Genomic DNA, 17,906 nt, shown 5'->3' on the forward strand with positions numbered 1-17,906 from the left:
TCCGCGCGATCGATTGTCTTGTGAGGTCTGAACCTCGCGCACCATCCTGACCCCATGACATACCGGACACTCGGCCGCACAGGTGTGAAGGTGAGCCCGCTGACGCTGGGGGCCATGAATTTCGGTGCGTACGGCAACACCGATCACGATGACGCGATCCGGATCATCGAGCGCGCCCTCGATGCCGGGATCAATGTCATCGACACGGCCGACGCCTATTCACAGGGCGAAAGCGAGGTGATCGTCGGCAAGGCGCTCAAAGGACGCCGGGACGACGTCATCGTGGCCACCAAATTCCACGCGCCGTTCGGGGACGGAATCAACACCCGCGGCAGCTCGCGCCGGTGGATCTTCACCGCCGTCGAGAACTCGCTGCGCCGTTTGCAACTCGATCATCTCGATCTCTACCAGGCACACAAACCGGACCCCGACGTCGAACTGTCCGAGACGCTGGGAGCTCTCGACGACCTGGTCCGGCAGGGCAAGATCCGCTACTACGGCACGACGACTTACGAGCCGCACCTGCTGGTGGAAGCACAGTGGGTGGCGCAGCGGGATTCGCTGCGTCGGCCGGTCACCGAGCAGGCCCCCTATTCGATCCTGGCGCGCGGTGCGGAGCGGGCCGCCTTGCCGGTTGCACAGAAATACGGGCTCGGGGTGCTGACCTGGAGCCCGTTGGCCGGCGGCTGGTTGTCGGGACGGCATCGCGCGGGAGAGGAGGCGCTTCCGTCCCGGCGGGCCGAGAAGATGCCTGCGCGCCACGATCCGGAACTCGACGCCAACCGGCGCAAACGCGATATCGCCGTGGCGCTCGACAAGCTCGCCCGCGACTCCGGCATCACGGTCGCGCAGCTCTCGATCGCCTTCGCGCTCAACCATCCCGCGGTCTCGTCGGTGATCATCGGGCCGCGGACGCTCGATCAGTTGACCACGCTGTTGCCGGCCGGCGACGTTCGTCTCGACGCCGGCGTTCTGGACGCGATCGACGAACTGGTGCCGGCGGGCACCACCGTCAACCGGGCCGACGAGGGCTGGGAGCCACCGTGGCTGGCCGATGCCTCGGCGCGACGCCGCTGAACCCGGGCGATCAACCGTTCACGGCACCGTGATGGCCGCGTAGCGGGAGCGGAGGTACTCCTCGGCCGTCACCGGCTGATAGTCGTTGGCCCGGCCGATGGGCGGTGGGAACGACTCGATGAGCTGGTCGAGGTTGGCTTCGAAGAAGAAGATCAGCGAGATCAGCTCCTCGTCGGGCGCTTCGGCGCTCGGCGGCAGCACCCGGTGCAGGGTCGAGGTCCAGCGGTCGCCGGTCCAGCGCGCCATCAGGTCCCCGATGTTGATGGTGTAGGCGTCGGGAATCACCGGCGCGTCGATCCAGACACCGTTCCGCGTGCACACCTGCAGCCCGCCGTACCCGGCTTCGCGGTCGAGGATGGTGATGGTGCCGAAATCGGTGTGCGGTGCGATCCGGAACTGCCCTTCGGCGACTGGCCCGGTGCGGTTCAATGCGGGGTAACGGTTGATGTTGAACGTGTGCGGTGATGCCATGCAGCGTTCGATGAACCAGTTGGGCGGCAGGCTCGCCGCGGTGGCCAAGAGCTCCAACAACTCGGCGGCCAGGTCACGCATGGCGACGGCGTAGGTGTCGCAAAGGGATTGCAGCACAGGGACTTCAGTAGGCCACACGTTGGGTGGGAACCATTCGGCGTCGACACTCGCCGCGCCGCTGGAGTACTCGTGACCCGACACGAACGTCTCTTTCAGGTCCGGCGGCAGCTCGACGCCCAGCAGGTACCCGTTGGCTTCCTTGCCCGGCGGTATCCAGCCGCGGCCACCTACCGCGGTGGCGTAACGCTGTTTGGCGGGATCGGAGAGCCCGAAGAACGTTCGTGCGGCCTCACGCAGTCCGGCCCGCAACGCGGCCGGCACTCCGTGCCCGCTGACCATCAGGAAGCCACTGTCGACGAGGGCGCGGTCGACAGTGGCGGCCAATGCGGCACGGTCGGCTTCAGAGCCGTTGCGCCACAACGAGAGGTCGACGAGCGGGATGCTGGCGGTCACAACTGATCCTGTCTCTGCGCGGGCCTGCCCGAGATGCGGCCTCAAGACTGGGCAGTCGATGTGTCCGACCCATCACCCGCGCGTTGCGTCGCGGTAAAAGACCGCCCCGGAACTAGGCCGGCTTGTGCGCGGTCAGCAGGAACGCGGGCATCTTCACCCGGCCCTTCTCGTCGCGGTCATGCGCGGGCATCGGAATGCCGGATATCTCAGGCATGTTCGCGTGGATGAAGGCAGGCCGGATCTCGTCGATGGCCCAGTACTTGCCCACGGCCGCACGGAGTTCGGCCTCGTCCACCGCATTGGGCTTCTGCTCCAGATCCGGCGGGAACGCACCGACCGCGAACACCAGGATGTAGAAGGTGGCGCCCGGGGCGGCCGCCGCGAACACCCGCTGCTGATAGGCGTCGCGCGCCTCTACCGGCAAGGAGTGGAACAGGGTGCTGTCGAGGATCGTGTCGAAGCGACCGTCGAACCCGGTGAACGTCGTGATGTCGTCCTGAACGAACGTGGCGTTGGCCAGGCCGCGTTCCTGGGCGGCCCTCGTCGCGGCCGCCACCGCGGTGGGGGTGAGTTCGATGCCGACGACGGTGTAACCCTGCGCGGCCAGCGCCAAGGACAACTCGGCGTACCCGCATCCGGCATCGAGCACCTGACCCCGCACCTTGCCGGCGGCGATCAGCGCGGCCAGCTCAGGCTGCGGCTCCCCGATGTTCCATGGTGGCGGGCCGTCGAAGCCGCCCTCACCGCGGTAGGTGCTGTCCCAGTCGATTTCAGATGTCATGCGGTCGACGCTACGCGGGGCCGTCCCAGGTGTGGACGGGCTCGTTGGTGTGCATCCGCTGGCAATACAGCCGCAGCATCTCGGCGAGTGCCTGGGGGCGCGCCATACCTCGCTCCTGCAGCGCGCGCACCGTCGCGACCTGCCAGGCGGCGCCCGTCTGCCCCGTCTTCGCCCGGCCTTCGATGACGCCGAGAAAACGGTCGCGCACCTCGGCGGCCACGCCCCAGCGGCGCAATCCCTCGTGCGCCATCGGCAACAGCCGGCGCAGCACCAGCTCATCGGGTGTCACCTCACCCTCGCCGGGCCAGTACAGCCGCGCGTCCATGCCGTCACGGGCCGCGGAGGTGAAATTCGTCTCTGCCGCAGCGAAACTCAGCTTCGTCCACACCGGCCGGTCTTCCTCGGACAGCGTGCGCAACATGCCGTAGTAGAACGCGGAATTGGCCAGCATGTCGATCACCGTCGGCCCGGCGGGCAGCACCCGGTTCTCCACCCGCAGGTGGGGCCGTCCCTCCACCACGTCGTACACCGGCCGGTTCCACCGGTACACCGTGCCGTTGTGCAGCCGCAGCTCGGCCAGCTTCGGAGTGCGGCCCGCCGCCAGCTCGGCCACCGGGTCTTCGTCGGACAGCTCGGGCAGCAGCGACGGGAAGTAGCGGACGTTCTCCTCGAACAGGTCGAAGATCGAGGTGATCCAGCGTTCGCCGAACCACACCCGCGGGCGGACGCCTTGCGATTTGAGTTCGTCGGGCCGGGTGTCGGTGGCCTGGGTGAACAACTCGATGCGGGTCTCGGCCCACAGCTGGTGGCCGAAGAAGAACGGCGAGTTGGCGCCGAGCGCGAGCTGGGGCCCGGCCAGCACCTGCGCGGCGTTCCAATTGTCGGCGAACTCGCCGGGGGAGACCTGCAGGTGCAATTGCATACTGGTGCAGGCAGATTCGGGCGCGATCGAGGGTGACTGGAGGCTGAGCCGCTCCGGTCCGTTGATGTCGATCATGATGTCTTCACCGCGCGCGTTGAAGATCGAGTCGTTGAGCGCCTGATACCGCGTGGACTCACTCATCCAGTCCGAGGACAGGTGCTCGGGCATCAACGTCGGCAGGATCCCGATCATCACGATGTGCGCGCCACTGGAATTGGCTTTGGTTTCAGCGGCATTCAGGCTGGCGCGGACGTCATTCTCCAGTTCGAGGCCCGACGTGCCGGGCAGCGGCCGTGGCGGCACGTTGAACTCGATGTTGTACGCACCCAATTCCGTCTGGTACGCGGGGTCGGCGATCGAGGCCAGCACATCGGAGTTGCGCATCGCCGGCTGGTAGTCGTTGTCCACCAGGTTGCACTCGATCTCCATGCCGGTGAGGGGGCGGTCGAACTCGAAAGCTGTTTGGTTCGGCGCGGTCTGTCTGAGCATTGCCTCGAACACGTCGAGGCACAGTTGCACCTTGCGCCGGTACTCCTGGCGGTGCGCTCCGCTGAACTCGGTCTGCGTGACCTCTTCGCCCACGCAGTCGATGGTAGTGATTACAGCTCGGACAGCGCCCGGGGTTTGAGCAGCCACGTGGCGATGACACTGATCACCGCGGTGCCGACCAGGTACGCGCAGGCCAGCCACGGCGAGCCCCCGGCGGCGGCGATCAGCGCCGTAAGGATCAGCGGCGTCAGGCCCGAGGAGTACACGCCGGACAGCTGGTACACCGTCGAAAGGCCGGTGTAGCGCACGGGTGTGTCGAACAACGAGGCGTACAGCGTGCCCTGCGCGCCGTAGAACCAGGCATGGATGATGCCGAACACCACGACCATGCCGATGGTGTAGGCCACCATGCTGCCGGTGTTGAAGAGGGCGAACACCGGGAAGACGGCGACGGCGTAGGCAGCGATACCGGTGCCGTACACCAGCTTGGCGCCCAACCGGTCGACGAGCATGCCCGACACCGGCAGCAGCACCGCCATCAGCAGTGCCGACACCGTCACCACCACCAGCACCGGCACCTTGTCGAAGTGCAGCGTGGCGGTGGCATAGGAGATGGCGAAAACACCCCAGGTGTTGAACGCCGCACCCTCACCCCAGCGCGACAGCATGCCCAGCACGGTGGTCTTGAGCACCGGCGGCTTGAAGATCTCCTTGACCGGGACCGCCGACCGCCGTTCCTCGCTGCGGATCTTCTCGAACGCCGGAGTCTCGTCGGCCTTGAGGCGGACGACCACACCGAAGATCACCAGCAGGATGCTGACCAGGAAGGCGATGCGCCAGCCGTAGGACAGGAAGGCGTCCTCGGGCAGGGCGACCTGGAGGAAGGCGAAAACGCCGGTGCCCAGGGCCAGGCCGAGCGCGAGACCCACCTGCGGGACGCTGCCGGAGAACCCACGCCGGGTGGCGGGGCTGTGTTCGACGGCCAGCAGCACCGCCCCGGCCCACTCGCCGCCGAGGGCGAAACCCTGCACGACGCGCAGCAACAGCAGCAGGATCGGGGCCAGCACGCCGATCTGCGCGGCCGTCGGCAGGATGCCCATCAGGGCGGTGGCACCGCCCATCAGGAACATCGTCAGCGCCAGCGTGCGCTTACGACCGATCCGGTCGCCGATGTGGCCGAACACGAAGCCGCCGATGGGCCGCACCACGAACCCGACGGCGAACGTCGCGAACGACAGCATGGTGCCCACGAACGAGCTCTGGTCCGGGAAGAACGCCTGGTTGAACACCAGGCTGGCGGCGGTGGCGTAGAGGAAGAAGTCGTACCACTCGATGGTGGTGCCGACCAGGCTGGCCAGCAGCGCGGTACGCACCTTGGAGGGGTCCGTCTGATCGGCGCTCGACGGGACTGGCGGGTCGGCGATGGTCACGCTGCCCTATGTAGCCTGCTGCGCGCCGATTCACACCAGGGTTTTGCGCATCACGATTTAAACCGCTGCGCGACGACCACCTGCGGTGACGTGATGCCGCCGCGCAGTGTGACCTCGATGTTCGGGTCGGCATGGGCGGCCAGTGCCCGCAGCGCCGAGGGACTGTAACTGCGCAGCGAACTGATCACACCGTCGTGCACGAACGGGTGAATGAGCGAGAACGGCAGCATGGTCGCCAACTGCATCACATGCAGCGGTGCGGGTGGGCGGGCCAGGTCGATGATCACCAGCTTCGTGGCCACCCGGGTGCCTTCGGCGAACACCTTCGCCGCCTGCGCCGGCGCCAAGTGGTGAAACGACAAGGCGAACAGCGCCAGGTCGAAGGCCCCGTCGGGCGCATCGATCGCGGTGGCGTCCATCTCGCGCACCGTGGCGCGCGGATCCTCGCCCAGCTCGGCCATGCCGGCCACCGACTCGGTGTTGATGTCGGTGACGGTGACCTCAGCGGTCGGATGGTTCTCCAGCAGCAGTCGTGACACCGCGCCGTGGCCGGCGCCGAGTTCGAGGATTCGCGGGTCGGGGACGTCGGCGATCTCGGCCAGCGCGATCTCGGCGAAACGGCGGTGGTTGCCGAACACCCGGCCCGTCCAGTCGAGCGCGCCGATGACCCTCCGCTTGACGGCGTCGTCGATGTCGTCACGGTCGAGATACTCGAGCCGGCTGGTCTCCAGCAGCCGGTCCAGGCAGCTCGCGTCGGGTCCGCCGCGGGGCATGCGCTCGATGCTCATGTGGTCCATCTTGTCGCGATTTCGGCGCGCTCATAACCGCTCAGCGGTTACGAGCGCGCCGAAATCCCTAGTCTTCGCTGAGGATCTGGTAGATCTCCCGGCGGGCGTTGTTGAGGATCTCGATGATCCGCTGCTGCTGCTCCTCGGACGCGGCGTGCGCGGACTGCGCGACGGCTCCGAAGAGCTGGCCGGTGGCCGAGCGCAGATTCATCTGGGCCGGATCGGCGTTCTCGTTGATCTCATCCCACGGCGCGGTCTCCACCTTCTCGGCGGCGGACCGGCCGTCCTCGGACAGTTCGAAGAGCTTCTTGCTGCCTTCGGTCTCGGCGGCGGTGATCAGGCCCTCGTCCTCGAGCAGTTGCAGCGTCGGGTACACCGAGCCGGGGCTGGGCTTCCACAGGCCGTTACTGCGGGAGGCGATCTCCTGGATCATCTCGTAGCCGTGCATCGGCCGTTCGACGAGCAGGGTGAGGATGGCGGCGCGCACGTCTCCGCGCTTGCCGCGACCGCCGCGGCCCGGGCCGCGACGACCTCCGCGTCCGCCGAACGGGCCGGGGCCGAAGCCGAAGCCGGGGAAGTCGCGGCCGAATCCGGGGCCACCGAAGCCCGGACCGAAGCCGGGCCCGCCGTGTTCGCGGACGTGGTTGCGGAAGTCGCGACGGGCGCTGCGGCGCTGCTCATGCAGGGCACGACGATCGCCGGGCGCGAAACCGAAGCCGGGGCCGCCAACGGGGCCGGCAAAGGGGCGGCCGAACGGGCCGTCTTGTGGTGTGAATGGGGTGTTCATGAGGTGTCTCTCTTTCAGTGGGGGAAGCTCGATAACCGCTTCCGATACGTTGACGATATATCGATAACTATCGTGATGCAACGTTTGTTCCCGAGCCGGTGGTTCCATCGTCACGGCTGCCGCGTCCCGGGGGTCGCCAAATGACCCCGTTCACAACGTCATTCGGGTGCACCGCGTCTGTGGACGTGGCGAAGGTGACCGGACGATCTACCGGGTCAAGAAGTAGGGTCTTGCCGCTCGTCGATCGCGGACAGGAGCCAGCGCGCCCAATCGGCCTCCATGGCCGCGCTGCGCAGGCCGTATTCCAGCGCGGCGCGGGCGAAGAAGTCGTCTGCGTCGTCCTGCCACGGCACCGAATCGCGGATGTGCTTGTAGAGCTCCAGGGTCTTGTCGGCGGTCGCGGCGATTCCGTCCACGTACGCGCGGGCGTCGGCCGTCGTCATCTCGCCCAGCAGGAACACCCGCAGGACATCGGGTCTGCGGACCGGGGTGTTGTCGCGCGGACGGGTGATCCAGGTCAGCAGCTCCGCGCGGCCGGCCTCGGTGATGGCGTACTCCTTGCGCCCCCGCGCTCCGACCGCGGTCACCTCGATCAGTCCGTCGGCAGCGAGCTTGTTCAACTCCCCGTAGAGCTGGCTCTGGGTTGCCGGCCACACGTTGCCCATCGATGCTTCGAACCGCTTCAGCAGGTCATAGCCGCTCGCGGGATGTTGGGCCAACAATCCGAGGGCGGCGAAGCGGAGACTCACGGCGGACATGCTACGGCCCCGACACTCCAATAGTGGAATGTCGAGGCCGCAGCGAGGAGTGGGGTCAGCCCTGGACCAGATCGGCACCCTGCGGGAGGCGGAGTGCGGACATCCGCCACGGTCCGCGGGTAGCCAACAGGTAGAACAGGCCGAACGCGACGCCGCAGCCGATGAACCAGCTGTACTGGGCCGCGGTGGCCATGCCGGCCACCGAACCCCCGAGCAAGACCGGGATCACCGCCAGCACCGCACCCACGATGGTGGCGGCCACCGCGGCTGGGTTGTAGCCCTTCTTGTACCAGTAGTTGCCGGTTTCGGTCATCGTGAAGAGGTCGTCGACGACGATCTTCTGCTTACGCACCAGGTAGAAATCGGCGATCAGCACCCCGAACAGCGGACCGATGAAGGCGCCGAGGGTCTCCAGCGTGTAGTGGATGACCTCGGGGTTGTTGTACAGGTTCCACGGGGTCAGCAGCACCGAACCCACGGCGGCGATCATGCCGCCCATCCGCCAGCTGATCTTCTGCGGGCTGACGTTGGAGAAGTCGAAGGCCGGCGAGATGAAGTTGGCGACGATGTTGATGCCGATGGTGGCGATGGTGAAGGTCAAGGCGCCCAACACGATTGCCATGGTGTTGTCGATCCGCGCGACGGTTTCCACCGGGTCGGTGAGCAGCTCGCCGAACACCGGCACGGTGGCCGCGGCAGTGATCACCACGAGCAGCGAGAACACCAGGAAGTTCACCGGCAGGCCCAGGAAGTTGCCTTTCTTGACTGCCTGGAAACTCTTGCCGTAGCGCGAGAAGTCGCCGAAGTTCAGCATCGGGCCGGAGAAGTACGACACCACCAAAGCGATGGCGCCCAACATGATCGCGATGGTGTTGCCCTGCTTCTCACCGCCGAGGGTGAGGCTGACGTGCCAGTCCGAGCGGTACAGCAGATAACCGCACAGGATGAACATGACGACGTAGACGGCGGGACCGCAGAAGTCGATGAATTTGCGGATGGATTCCATGCCGCGCCAGAAGACGCAGGCCTGCAGCACCCAGAGCAGCGCGAAGCTGCACCAGCCCAGCAGGGACAACCCGGTGAATCCATACTGCTCGGGATCCGCGTAGGGCATCAACGCCGGGAACAGCTTGAGCAGCACCACGTCCAGCGCGGCCGACGCCAGGTAGGTCTGGATGCCGTACCAGGCCACCGCGATCAGACCGCGGATGATGGCCGGGATATTGGCGCCCAGCACGCCGAAAGAACTGCGGCACACCACCGGGTAGGGAACTCCGGCCTGCTGGCTGGGTTTGGCCACCAGGTTGCAGAACACGTTGACGATCACGATGCCGACCAGCAGCGCGATCAGCACCTGCCAGCTGGCCAGACCCAGGGCGAACAAGCTGCCTGCGGTGACATATCCACCCACGCTGTGCACGTCGGACATCCAGAACGCGAAGATGTTGTACGACGACCAGGTCTGCTTGCCCAGCGGGGCGAGGTCTTCGTTGGTGAGCCTCGGGTCGTAGGTCGACTTGATGATTCCGCCGCCGACCGGGTGACCGGATGCCTCGACGATGTCGTTGGCACCGACGACAGCGCCGGGGGGAAGGTCTTGGGTGTCTGTCATGGTCAGCTTCCTGCTCGTGACTCCAGATCGATGTCAGGAAACGTAGCCACGGCGTGTTTCCCAGCCGTTGCGCCGAGAATATATTTACGAGATCACCCGTCTTTGATAACCAGGCCGGTGTCCGTGGGCAGTGACGCCACCACTGTGTTGAGGCGTTTGTTGTGCACGGCGGTGGCTTCCAGCAGGGCGTCTGCGTCACCGTCGAGAAACGCCACCAGCATCACCCGGTGGTCGTCGTGCAGGACGGCGCGCTGGCTGGGCTCCACATGGACCATCAGCTGCACCGGTTCGGTGATGTTCCAAGCGGATTCGAGCATGTGTACCAGCCGCAGCATGCGTGACGGCCGGCTCAGCGCCATGTGGAATTGACGGCTGTGTCGATGGTAAGCCTGCGCGTCGTCGAATTTCAGCGCCTGCTCGAGGGTGTGGTGAACCTCGGACAGGTGCGTCCGGTCGGCGTCGGTGGCGTGCAGCACCGCCGCTGCCATGGCCGCGGACTCGAGAGTCTCACGCACCAGGTACATTTCGGCGAGCTCACTGGCGGTCAGCTGGGCCACCGAGTAGCCCGAGTTCGGCCGGTGTTGCACAAGCCCTTCTCCGGTAAGGGTTTTCAGGCTTTCCCGAACCGGGATATGGCTCACTCCGAACATCTCGGCGACCTCGGTCACCGGAATGGGTGTGCCCGGCGGAACGGCGCCGTCGAGAATCACTCGCCGCAGCTCGTCGACCACGTTCTGGTGTGAGCCGCCGTCGCGGCCCACCGCCGCCCTGAACAGCGCGGCGGAGTGTCGGCGGTCAGGCACTCAGCGATCTTCCTCCCAAGACTGCGATAGCGCGAGGCGACCACATTCCACTATTGACATGTCAGCGTTGGAGTGTCAGAGTGGTGGAGTCAGCGAATCCCAGCCCAGGAGACTTCCGACATGACTCACACATCCGAACCGCAGACCGCCTCTCCTGAGCGCGGCAATCTGCCCGCCGAGGGTCAGTTCTTCCGTACCGGAAACTACGCCCCCGTTGCCGATGAGCTCACCGAATTCGACCTCGAGGTCGACGGTGCCATTCCGGGTGAACTCGACGGGTGGTACCTGCGCAACGGCCCGAACCCGCGCCAGGTCACCGCACACTGGTTCACCGGTGACGGCATGATCCACGGCGTCCGGATCGAGAACGGACGCGCGGCCTGGTACCGCAACCGCTGGGTGCAGACGGACAGCTTCAAGAAGGACTTCCCTCTCTACAACGCCGACGGCACCCGCAATCTGCACGCCAGCGTCGCCAACACCCACGTGGTCAACCACGCCGGCAAGACACTGGCGCTGGTGGAGTCGTCGCTGCCCTACGAGATCTCCAATGACCTGCAGACCGTCGGCGCCTGGGATTTCGGCGGCAAGCTCGTCGATTCCATGACCGCGCACCCCAAGATCTGCCCCACCACCGGGGAGCTGCATTTCTTCGGCTACGGCAACATCTTCGCCCCGCACGTCACCTATCACCGGGCTGACGCCAACGGTGAACTGGTGATCAACCGGCCCGTCGACGTGCCCGCGCTGACGATGATGCACGACTTCGCCCTGACGGCGCGGCACGTGGTGTTCATGGACCTGCCCATCGTGTTCAATCTCGACGTCGCGTTGCGCGGTGAAGGTGACATGCCGTATCGATGGGATGACGCCTACGGTGCCCGGCTCGGTGTGCTGCGCCGCGACGACCCCTTCGGTGAGATCCGCTGGTTCGATATCGACCCGTGCTACGTCTTCCACGTCGCCAACTCCTTCGACGACGGTGATTCGATTGTGCTGCAAGCAGTTCGGTACCCCGAGCTGTGGCGGGGTACCGGTGGGTTCGAAGCCGACGGTGTGCTGTGGAGCTGGCGGCTGAACCTGGCGACCGGTCGGGTCGAGGAACGCCAACTCGACGACCGCTCGATCGAATTCCCCCGCATCGACGACCGCCTGGCCGGGCTGCCGGCCCGCTACACCGTCTCGGTGGGCAACGACAGCTTGATTCGCTACGACCTGGAAACCGGTGCCAGCGAACGTCATTCGTTCGGAACCGGCGGACCCGGTGAAGCCGTCTTCGTCCCCTCGGCCAACGGCCCGGCCGATGAATCCAACGGGTACTACCTCGGATATGTCTACGACCCCGAGCGCGACGGCAGCGACCTGGTGATCCTGGACGCTTCCGACTTCGCCGGTGCACCGGTGGCCCGCATCAGGCTGCCGCGCCGGGTGCCCTACGGCTTCCATGGCAACTGGATACAGGCTGGTTAGCGGCGTCGGTGACGACGAGTTGGTGGGATGGGCAATGGCTAAACCGCTTGGCGCCGATGCTCGTTCGGGCTGAAACCGTAGGCGCGCTTGAACGCACTGCTGAACGCGAACGGCGTGCTGTAACCGACGCGGCGGGCCACGGTGGCGACGGTGTCATCGCTGGACCGCAGCAGATCGGCGGCCAAGGCGAGACGCCACCCGGTGAGGAATGCTATCGGCGGTTCGCCCACGAGGTCGGTGAAGCGCCTGGCCAGTACCGCCCGCGAACAACCCACTGCGCCAGCCAAGTTCGCCACCGTCCAGGCGTGCTCAGGGCGGGCGTACATCAACCGCAGGGCCGGGCCCACGAGTGCGTCACGCTCGGCGTGCCACCAACGCGGCGCGGTGTCGGCCCGGTCGAACCAGCTCCGCAACGCATCGATGAGCACCAGGTCGAGCAGCCGGTCCAGGAACACCTCCTGTCCCGAGCTCTCGCGACCGGCCTCAGCGGCCAGCAGAGCAACCAAAGGGGAGTCGGTCCGCATGATCACCACCGGCGGCAGCGCATCGAGAATCCGTGCACTGACCGCGCTACGGCCTTCATAGGCTCCGATCACACAGCGGTGCTGTCCGGCCTCGCTGTTGCCCCAGGTGCGCACGCCGATCGCCATCTCGAAGCGCAGGTCCGCGCCTGCCGGTGTGGTGCACCGCTGGCCGGGGTGGATGATCACCTGCGGCGGGGTGGCCGGGGAATCGGCGAAGACATAATGGCGGGTACCGCGGGCCACCGCGACATCACCCGGATGCAGCCAGTCCTGGCTGCCGTCATCGCCCAGGATCACCGCCTGACCCTGCGTCTGGCACAGGACGGTCAGCGGCGCCTCGTCCTGAATCCGCATGGCCCACGGTGGATCCAGCGACAACCGCAGGACGAACGCGCCGCGGGCCCGCACCCCGTCGAGCAACCCGGCCAACGCATCCACAGACCGCAGCGTAGCTCCGGACGGCGTACCGGACGTTCTTTGTGGGTAGGCCATGTCCATGGTCGAAGTCGAACGCCGCACTCGTCCCGGCGGTGCCGTGCTGAACTGGGTGCTGGCGCTGGCCACGATTCTCGGCGCCGCGGCGCTGGTGGTCTTCGCGTACGGCAAGGTGATGGGTACCGCTGCGTGCACGGCGGCGACGTGCGAAGTGCCTTCGGAGGGTCTGTTCACCGTGCTGCTCTACGGGCCGCCGGTGGTGTCGGCCGCCGCCATCCTGCTGTCGTTCTTCACCGCGCGGCGCCCCAAGGGCATCCTGGTGCCGATGGTCGCCTGGCTGTTGCTTGCGGTGGACCTGGTTCTGCTGCTGGTCTCATTCCAGAGCTGAGACGCTGACGTATGTAATCGCGACGATGAGCGATGGATCGTCGCAGCCGGCGGGAGTTGACTCGCGGTGTGAGTACGCAGCCGTTGCTGATCCTGTCCTACGCCGCCGCCCTCGGTGCCGCCGCGGTGGGCGGGCTGTTCTACGCCTTCTCCACATTCACGATGCGCGGTCTGGACCGCACCGATCCCGCGGAGGCGATCACCGCGATGCGGGGAATCAATGCCGAAGCGCAGGCGAATGCCCCATTCCTGGTGATGTTCCTGGGGTCGGCCCTGCTGGCGCTGGCGGTGGGGATCGTCGCTGCGCTACAGCTGGGCCGACCGGGCAGCGTCTACCTCTTGGCAGGTGCCGCGTGCGCGGTACTGGCTCTGATCATCACCATCGGGTTCAACATCCCGCTCAACGACCATCTGGCCGCAGTGGATCCGGCCGGCTTGAACCCTGCCGAGGCCGCCCGGGAGTGGGCGGCCTACTACCGGCCGTGGACCGCGTGGAATCACGCGCGGAGCGTGGTGTCGTTAGTGGGTGCCGCGCTGCTTCTGGCCGGCATCCACCTTCGCTGAGCGCCGGAAAGACACGCTGACCACCAGTGCTGCGACCAACGCCAGCGAGCTCGCGATGATCGCCGTCGGAGCGATACCCGAGTCGAACGCCGTACGCGCCGACTCCAGCAGTGCATCGCCCAGCCCCTGCGGCAAGGTGTCCGCCACCGAGGTGGCTCCACCGATGCTCTCGGCTGCGGCCTGGGTCTGTTCGGGGTTCAAACCCGCGGGCACCTCGACGTTGTTGCGGTAGAACGCCGTGAAGATGGTGCCCAGCGTTGCGGTGCCGACGACGGCGCCCAGCTCGTATGCGGTCTCCGAAACTGCTGACGCTGCACCGGACTTCGCGGGCGGTACCGAGGAGACGATGATGTCGTTGGACAGCGTCTGCGACACGCCGACGCCGAGCTCGAGCACCAGGAACGACACGATCACCGCGACGATCGTGAGGTCATGGCGGAACAGCAGGATCAGCAGGAAGCCGGCCGCGACGAGCACCAGCCCGATCGTCATCAGCGAATGCGGCGCGAAACGCTTGGCCAGCTTCACCACCGCCAGGCCGCCGATCACCGAGAGCACCGCACCCGGCAGCGTCACCAGGCCGGCCGCCAACGGGCTGAGCCCCAACACCAACTGCAGGTGCTGCGAGATGAAGAACAGGAAGCCGATCAGGCCGACGATGGACAGGAAGTTGGCCAGGATCGACGACGTGAACGGGGCGTTGCTGAACAGTTTCATGTCGAGCATCGGTGTGGCGCTGCGGTTCTGGCGCATGACGAACAACATGCCTGCGGTCAGGCCGATGGCCACCGCCGCCACGACCACCGTCGAGAACCCATCGTGGGCAGCGGTTTTGATGGCCCACACCAGAGGCAGCATCGTCACGAAGGACAGCAGCACGCTGGGCAGGTCCAGCGGTCCCGGATTGGGGTCGCGGGACTCGGGAACCAGCCGGGGTCCCAGCACCAGCAGCGGCAGCAGGATCGGGATGGCGATGAGAAAGACCGAACCCCAATGGAAGTGCTGCAGCAAGGCGCCGCCGACGATCGGCCCCAACGCCGAGCCCGCGGTGAAACCCGAGGCCCAGATGGCGATGGCCAGGCGGCGTGCGGAGGCGTCGACGAAGATGTTGCGCAACAGCGACAGCGTCGAGGGCATCAGCATGGCGCCGAACACACCGAGCAGTGCGCGGGCGCCCACCAGCACCTCGGCGCTCGGGGCGAAAGCCGCCGCGGCCGAGACCACGGCGAAGCCGGACGAGCCGATCATCAGCAGCCGGCGGCGCCCGATGCGGTCACCGAGGCCACCCATGGCCACCAGCAGGGCGGCCAGCACGAGGGCGTAGACGTCGACGATCCACAGCTGGGTGGAGGCCGGCGGACGGAAATCCTCGGCGATCTTCGGCAGCGCGAACGTCAGCACGGTGTTGTCGATCGCGATCAACATCACGGGAAGCATGAGCACAGCCAGGGCGACCCAGGCGCTGCGCGGAGTGGCGGCGGAGACCGTGCGGTCGACGCCGATGAAGGTGGACATGTGTTCTCCTGAGATGGTGACGCGGAGCGGAGGCTCTACGCGTCGGAACGGATGGTGCCCTCGGTGAGGGTGGCCATGATGGCGTCGACGATGCGGTGTTTGGAGGTGCCGTCCTCTTTTGCCGCTTGGTAGCCGGCATTCAACAGCGCCCAGAACGCTCGTCGCGCCCATCCAGGTGGTGCAGTGGCGGGCTGGGTGGACACCTTGCTCAGCATCTCGGCGATCACTTCGTCGCCGGTGTCGAGATGCGCCATCAACGCGGTGTCGGCGTTGACGATAGGTTCGGTGAAGACGTACACGACGATGGGGCCGAGCTCGAGCTGGCCTTCGACCACGCGGCGCAGCGCTGCCAGCGGCGGTCCGCATTCTGGTTCGGCCTCCGCGATCGCGGCGTTGCTCAGTTCGTGGACATGCAAGGCCAGCGCGCGGATCAGGTCGGCGCGCTCGGGGAAGTAGCGGTGCAGTGTGCTGCGCCCGACGCCCGCGGCGGCCGCGATATCGGTCAGCGGCGCGGCGGGGTTCTCGGCCAGCACGATCATGGCTGCCTCGATGATCGCCTTACGGGTGCGACCCCGCGCGCCACCCTCGATCGATGCAACCTCACTCATGGCTCAAAATATAGCACAAGTTTTTCAAAATGGGACATTGGTGTCCCACATTAGGTCGGAGGTGTGAATCCTCCCGGCTGCTGCGAGGTCGGGGTCGGTGCCGGCGGGCGCGGGGTCCAGGTCGGCGGGCCGGGCGTCGGGGGCCAGGCTGGAAAGCTCACCGGCGGACCCGGCGCGGCGCTCTGACGCCCCAACCGGTCCAGTTCGCGGCGGTGCCGCTCGGCCAACACCGCGGCCAGCACGTATTGGGGCGGTGTCCCGGGCGGAGGTGGCGGGGAGATTCGAGCGAGGACCTCGCCGGCAATGCGGTGTGCCATCTGCTCACGCAGCGCAGGGTCGAGTTGACGGGCGCGGGACAGGAACTGCCGGGCCAGCTCGGCCTGCTCGGGCCCGAGCCCCGACAGTTGCAGTGAGGCGGCCCACCACGCCAGCGAGGGCGGCATCGGCGGTGGGGGACTGACACGCAGACCGCGCTCGCTGATCACCACGGTGCCGGCGAAGACGTCGCCCAGACGTTTGCCCTTCGGGGAGATCAGACTGCAGATCACCGCCGGCCCACCGAAGAACATCCAGATCTCGATCACCGCCGACAGCGAACGAAACAGGGCCTGCCGGAATCGTTCTGGGCCGCCGTCCTCGGACACCACCCGCAACCCCATCGCCATCTTGCCCAGCGAGCGGCCGCGGGTGGCGGTCTCGAACACCAGCGGATAGCCGAGCAACACCAGCACCGTGAAGATGATCAGCACCGCGGCAGACAAGGCCGGGTCATAGTCGGGCAACGTGGCCGCCCACAGGAGTATCCCGATGACGTAGCAGACGAACATCACCGTCACGTCGATCAGCGCGCCCACCGCACGCACGGGTAGCTGGGCCAGTTGCACATCGAGCACCACGGCATCGCCGGTCACCACCGAACCGGGTTGCTGCCAGTTGCCAGGGGTAGCCACATTTCGACGCTACTAGACTTCGCGGGCGTGGATGTCGACGCGTTCGTGCTCGCCCACCGCCCCGCCTGGGACCGGTTGGAAACGCTGGTCAAGAAGCGTCGCACGCTGACGGGAGCCGAAGTCGACGAGCTGGTGGAGCTGTACCAGCGGGCGTCCACCCATCTGTCGATGCTGCGGTCGTCGTCGACGGATTCGGTGCTGGTCGGCCGGCTCTCGACGCTGGTGGCCCGCGCCCGCGCTGCCGTCACCGGCGCCCACGCCCCCCTGTGGAGCGAGTTCGTCCGGTTCTGGACCGTCTCATTTCCCGTGGTCGCCTACCGCGCATGGCGGTGGTGGCTGGCCTCGGCGGTGGCGTTCTTCGTCGTGGCCACCATCATCGGCGTCTGGGTGGCGCTCAATCCGGAAGTGCAGGCGGCGGTGGGCACCCCCACCGACATCGATGAACTGGTCAACAATGAGTTCGCGGCGTACTACAGCGAGAATCCGGCGGGTTCGTTCGCACTGCGGGTGTGGGTGAACAACTCGTGGGTGGCCGCCCAGTGCATCGGCTACGCGATCCTGCTCGGGCTGCCGATCCCGTATGTCCTGTATCAGAACGCCGCGAACCTCGGGGTGTCCGGTGGGCTGATGTTCCACCACGGCAAAGGCGACGTCTTCCTCGGCCTGCTGGCGCCGCACGGTCTGCTCGAGCTCACCGCGGTGTTCCTGGCGGCCGCGGTGGGCATGCGCCTGGGCTGGGCGGTGATCTCACCGGGCAACCGGCCGCGCGGGCAGGTGCTGGCCGAGCAGGGCCGTGCCGTGGTCGCGGTCGCTGTGGGACTCGTTGTGGTGCTGCTGATCTCCGGGCTGATCGAGGCAGTGGTGACGCCGTCGCCGTTCCCGACCTTCGTCCGCGTCGCGATCGGGGTGCTGGCCGAGGTCGCGTTCCTGGGCTACATCGTCTACTTCGGCCGTAAGGCGGCGTCGGCCGGCGCCACCGGTGACGCCGATGACGCGCCCGACATTGTGCCCACATCGTGAGC

18 protein-coding genes are annotated in these 17,906 nt (G+C 66.8%); 5 read left to right on the plus strand and 13 right to left on the minus strand.

The window, feature by feature from the left end; genetic code table 11:
* The first annotated feature begins 54 nt into the window (after positions 1-54).
* Positions 55-1,077, plus strand: coding sequence for an aldo/keto reductase (locus tag NL241_RS02035; protein ID WP_487693893.1), 1,023 nt, complete (start codon positions 55-57; stop codon positions 1,075-1,077).
* 18 nt (positions 1,078-1,095) lie between these two features.
* Here the strand turns inward: NL241_RS02035 and NL241_RS02040 are convergent, their stop codons facing one another.
* The 9 genes from NL241_RS02040 to NL241_RS02080 all read right to left on the minus strand — a co-directional run bounded on the left by NL241_RS02040 (position 1,096) and on the right by NL241_RS02080 (position 10,431).
* Positions 1,096-2,061 (minus strand): isopenicillin N synthase family dioxygenase, encoded by a 966-nt coding sequence (locus NL241_RS02040; RefSeq protein ID WP_494396632.1) that lies wholly within the window; start codon positions 2,059-2,061, stop codon positions 1,096-1,098.
* A 112-nt stretch (positions 2,062-2,173) separates the two neighbouring features.
* A complete protein-coding gene (locus NL241_RS02045) occupies positions 2,174-2,842 on the minus strand; it encodes a class I SAM-dependent methyltransferase (RefSeq protein ID WP_494396633.1) in 669 nt (222 codons plus the stop codon).
* Between the two features lie 10 nt (positions 2,843-2,852).
* Positions 2,853-4,346, minus strand: a complete 1,494-nt coding sequence (locus tag NL241_RS02050) for a glutamate-cysteine ligase family protein (protein ID WP_487693897.1) — start codon at positions 4,344-4,346, stop codon at positions 2,853-2,855.
* Between the two features lie 17 nt (positions 4,347-4,363).
* Positions 4,364-5,683, minus strand: coding sequence for an MFS transporter (locus NL241_RS02055; RefSeq protein ID WP_494396634.1), 1,320 nt, complete (start codon positions 5,681-5,683; stop codon positions 4,364-4,366).
* Positions 5,684-5,733: 50 nt separating this feature from the next.
* Positions 5,734-6,480 (minus strand): class I SAM-dependent methyltransferase, encoded by a 747-nt coding sequence (locus NL241_RS02060; RefSeq protein WP_494396635.1) that lies wholly within the window; start codon positions 6,478-6,480, stop codon positions 5,734-5,736.
* Positions 6,481-6,538: 58 nt separating this feature from the next.
* Positions 6,539-7,258 (minus strand): PadR family transcriptional regulator, encoded by a 720-nt coding sequence (locus NL241_RS02065; protein WP_494396636.1) that lies wholly within the window; start codon positions 7,256-7,258, stop codon positions 6,539-6,541.
* Between the two features lie 215 nt (positions 7,259-7,473).
* The gene (locus NL241_RS02070) at positions 7,474-8,007 is read right to left on the minus strand and encodes a PadR family transcriptional regulator (RefSeq protein ID WP_494396637.1); all 534 of its coding nucleotides are present in this window, start codon (positions 8,005-8,007) and stop codon (positions 7,474-7,476) included.
* Positions 8,008-8,071: 64 nt separating this feature from the next.
* Complete coding sequence (locus tag NL241_RS02075) at positions 8,072-9,628, minus strand: NCS1 family nucleobase:cation symporter-1 (RefSeq protein ID WP_487693904.1); 1,557 nt, start codon at positions 9,626-9,628, stop codon at positions 8,072-8,074.
* 92 nt (positions 9,629-9,720) lie between these two features.
* Positions 9,721-10,431 carry a GntR family transcriptional regulator gene (locus NL241_RS02080; protein ID WP_487693905.1) on the minus strand — a complete coding sequence of 237 codons (711 nt, stop codon included), beginning with the start codon at positions 10,429-10,431 and terminating at the stop codon, positions 9,721-9,723.
* A 120-nt stretch (positions 10,432-10,551) separates the two neighbouring features.
* Between NL241_RS02080 and NL241_RS02085 the strand changes: the two genes are divergently transcribed.
* Positions 10,552-11,901, plus strand: coding sequence for a carotenoid oxygenase family protein (locus tag NL241_RS02085; protein ID WP_494396638.1), 1,350 nt, complete (start codon positions 10,552-10,554; stop codon positions 11,899-11,901).
* A 38-nt stretch (positions 11,902-11,939) separates the two neighbouring features.
* On the opposite strand, the gene NL241_RS02090 is transcribed toward NL241_RS02085, so the two are convergent.
* Complete coding sequence (locus NL241_RS02090) at positions 11,940-12,863, minus strand: AraC family transcriptional regulator (protein WP_487693907.1); 924 nt, start codon at positions 12,861-12,863, stop codon at positions 11,940-11,942.
* Between the two features lie 52 nt (positions 12,864-12,915).
* On the opposite strand from NL241_RS02090, the gene NL241_RS02095 reads away from it, so the two are divergent.
* Positions 12,916-13,248, plus strand: coding sequence for a hypothetical protein (locus tag NL241_RS02095; protein WP_494396639.1), 333 nt, complete (start codon positions 12,916-12,918; stop codon positions 13,246-13,248).
* Between the two features lie 68 nt (positions 13,249-13,316).
* On the plus strand, positions 13,317-13,811 hold the full coding sequence (locus tag NL241_RS02100; protein ID WP_494396640.1) for an anthrone oxygenase family protein: 495 nt from the start codon (positions 13,317-13,319) through the stop codon (positions 13,809-13,811).
* Here NL241_RS02100 and lfrA read toward each other — a convergent pair.
* Genes lfrA through NL241_RS02115 form a run of 3 tightly spaced genes read right to left on the minus strand, consistent with a single transcriptional unit; the run spans position 13,767 to position 16,848 of the window.
* Positions 13,767-15,326, minus strand: coding sequence for an efflux MFS transporter LfrA (lfrA, locus tag NL241_RS02105; RefSeq protein ID WP_487693910.1), 1,560 nt, complete (start codon positions 15,324-15,326; stop codon positions 13,767-13,769). The two genes, NL241_RS02100 and lfrA, sit on opposite strands and share 45 nt — an antisense overlap.
* A gap of 35 nt (positions 15,327-15,361) precedes the next feature.
* Positions 15,362-15,934, minus strand: coding sequence for a TetR/AcrR family transcriptional regulator (locus NL241_RS02110; protein WP_487693912.1), 573 nt, complete (start codon positions 15,932-15,934; stop codon positions 15,362-15,364).
* A 50-nt stretch (positions 15,935-15,984) separates the two neighbouring features.
* On the minus strand, positions 15,985-16,848 hold the full coding sequence (locus tag NL241_RS02115; protein WP_487693970.1) for an RDD family protein: 864 nt from the start codon (positions 16,846-16,848) through the stop codon (positions 15,985-15,987).
* 63 nt (positions 16,849-16,911) lie between these two features.
* Between NL241_RS02115 and NL241_RS02120 the strand changes: the two genes are divergently transcribed.
* Entirely contained in the window at positions 16,912-17,904 is a 993-nt protein-coding gene (locus tag NL241_RS02120; protein WP_494396641.1) for a stage II sporulation protein M, read from the plus strand.
* The last annotated feature ends 2 nt before the right edge of the window (positions 17,905-17,906 follow it).

The organism is Mycolicibacterium sp. SMGY-1XX (assembly GCF_059132455.1).

Coding starts and splice junctions, on each gene's coding strand:
- NL241_RS02075 (WP_487693904.1), bottom strand. CDS start 9,628: ATGACAGACACCCAAGACCTTCCCCCCGGCGCTGTCGTCGGTGCCAAC.
- NL241_RS02095 (WP_494396639.1), top strand. CDS start 12,916: ATGTCCATGGTCGAAGTCGAACGCCGCACTCGTCCCGGCGGTGCCGTG.
- NL241_RS02045 (WP_494396633.1), bottom strand. CDS start 2,842: ATGACATCTGAAATCGACTGGGACAGCACCTACCGCGGTGAGGGCGGC.
- lfrA (WP_487693910.1), bottom strand. CDS start 15,326: ATGTCCACCTTCATCGGCGTCGACCGCACGGTCTCCGCCGCCACTCCG.
- NL241_RS02085 (WP_494396638.1), top strand. CDS start 10,552: ATGACTCACACATCCGAACCGCAGACCGCCTCTCCTGAGCGCGGCAAT.
- NL241_RS02110 (WP_487693912.1), bottom strand. CDS start 15,934: ATGAGTGAGGTTGCATCGATCGAGGGTGGCGCGCGGGGTCGCACCCGT.
- NL241_RS02065 (WP_494396636.1), bottom strand. CDS start 7,258: ATGAACACCCCATTCACACCACAAGACGGCCCGTTCGGCCGCCCCTTT.
- NL241_RS02060 (WP_494396635.1), bottom strand. CDS start 6,480: ATGGACCACATGAGCATCGAGCGCATGCCCCGCGGCGGACCCGACGCG.
- NL241_RS02035 (WP_487693893.1), top strand. CDS start 55: ATGACATACCGGACACTCGGCCGCACAGGTGTGAAGGTGAGCCCGCTG.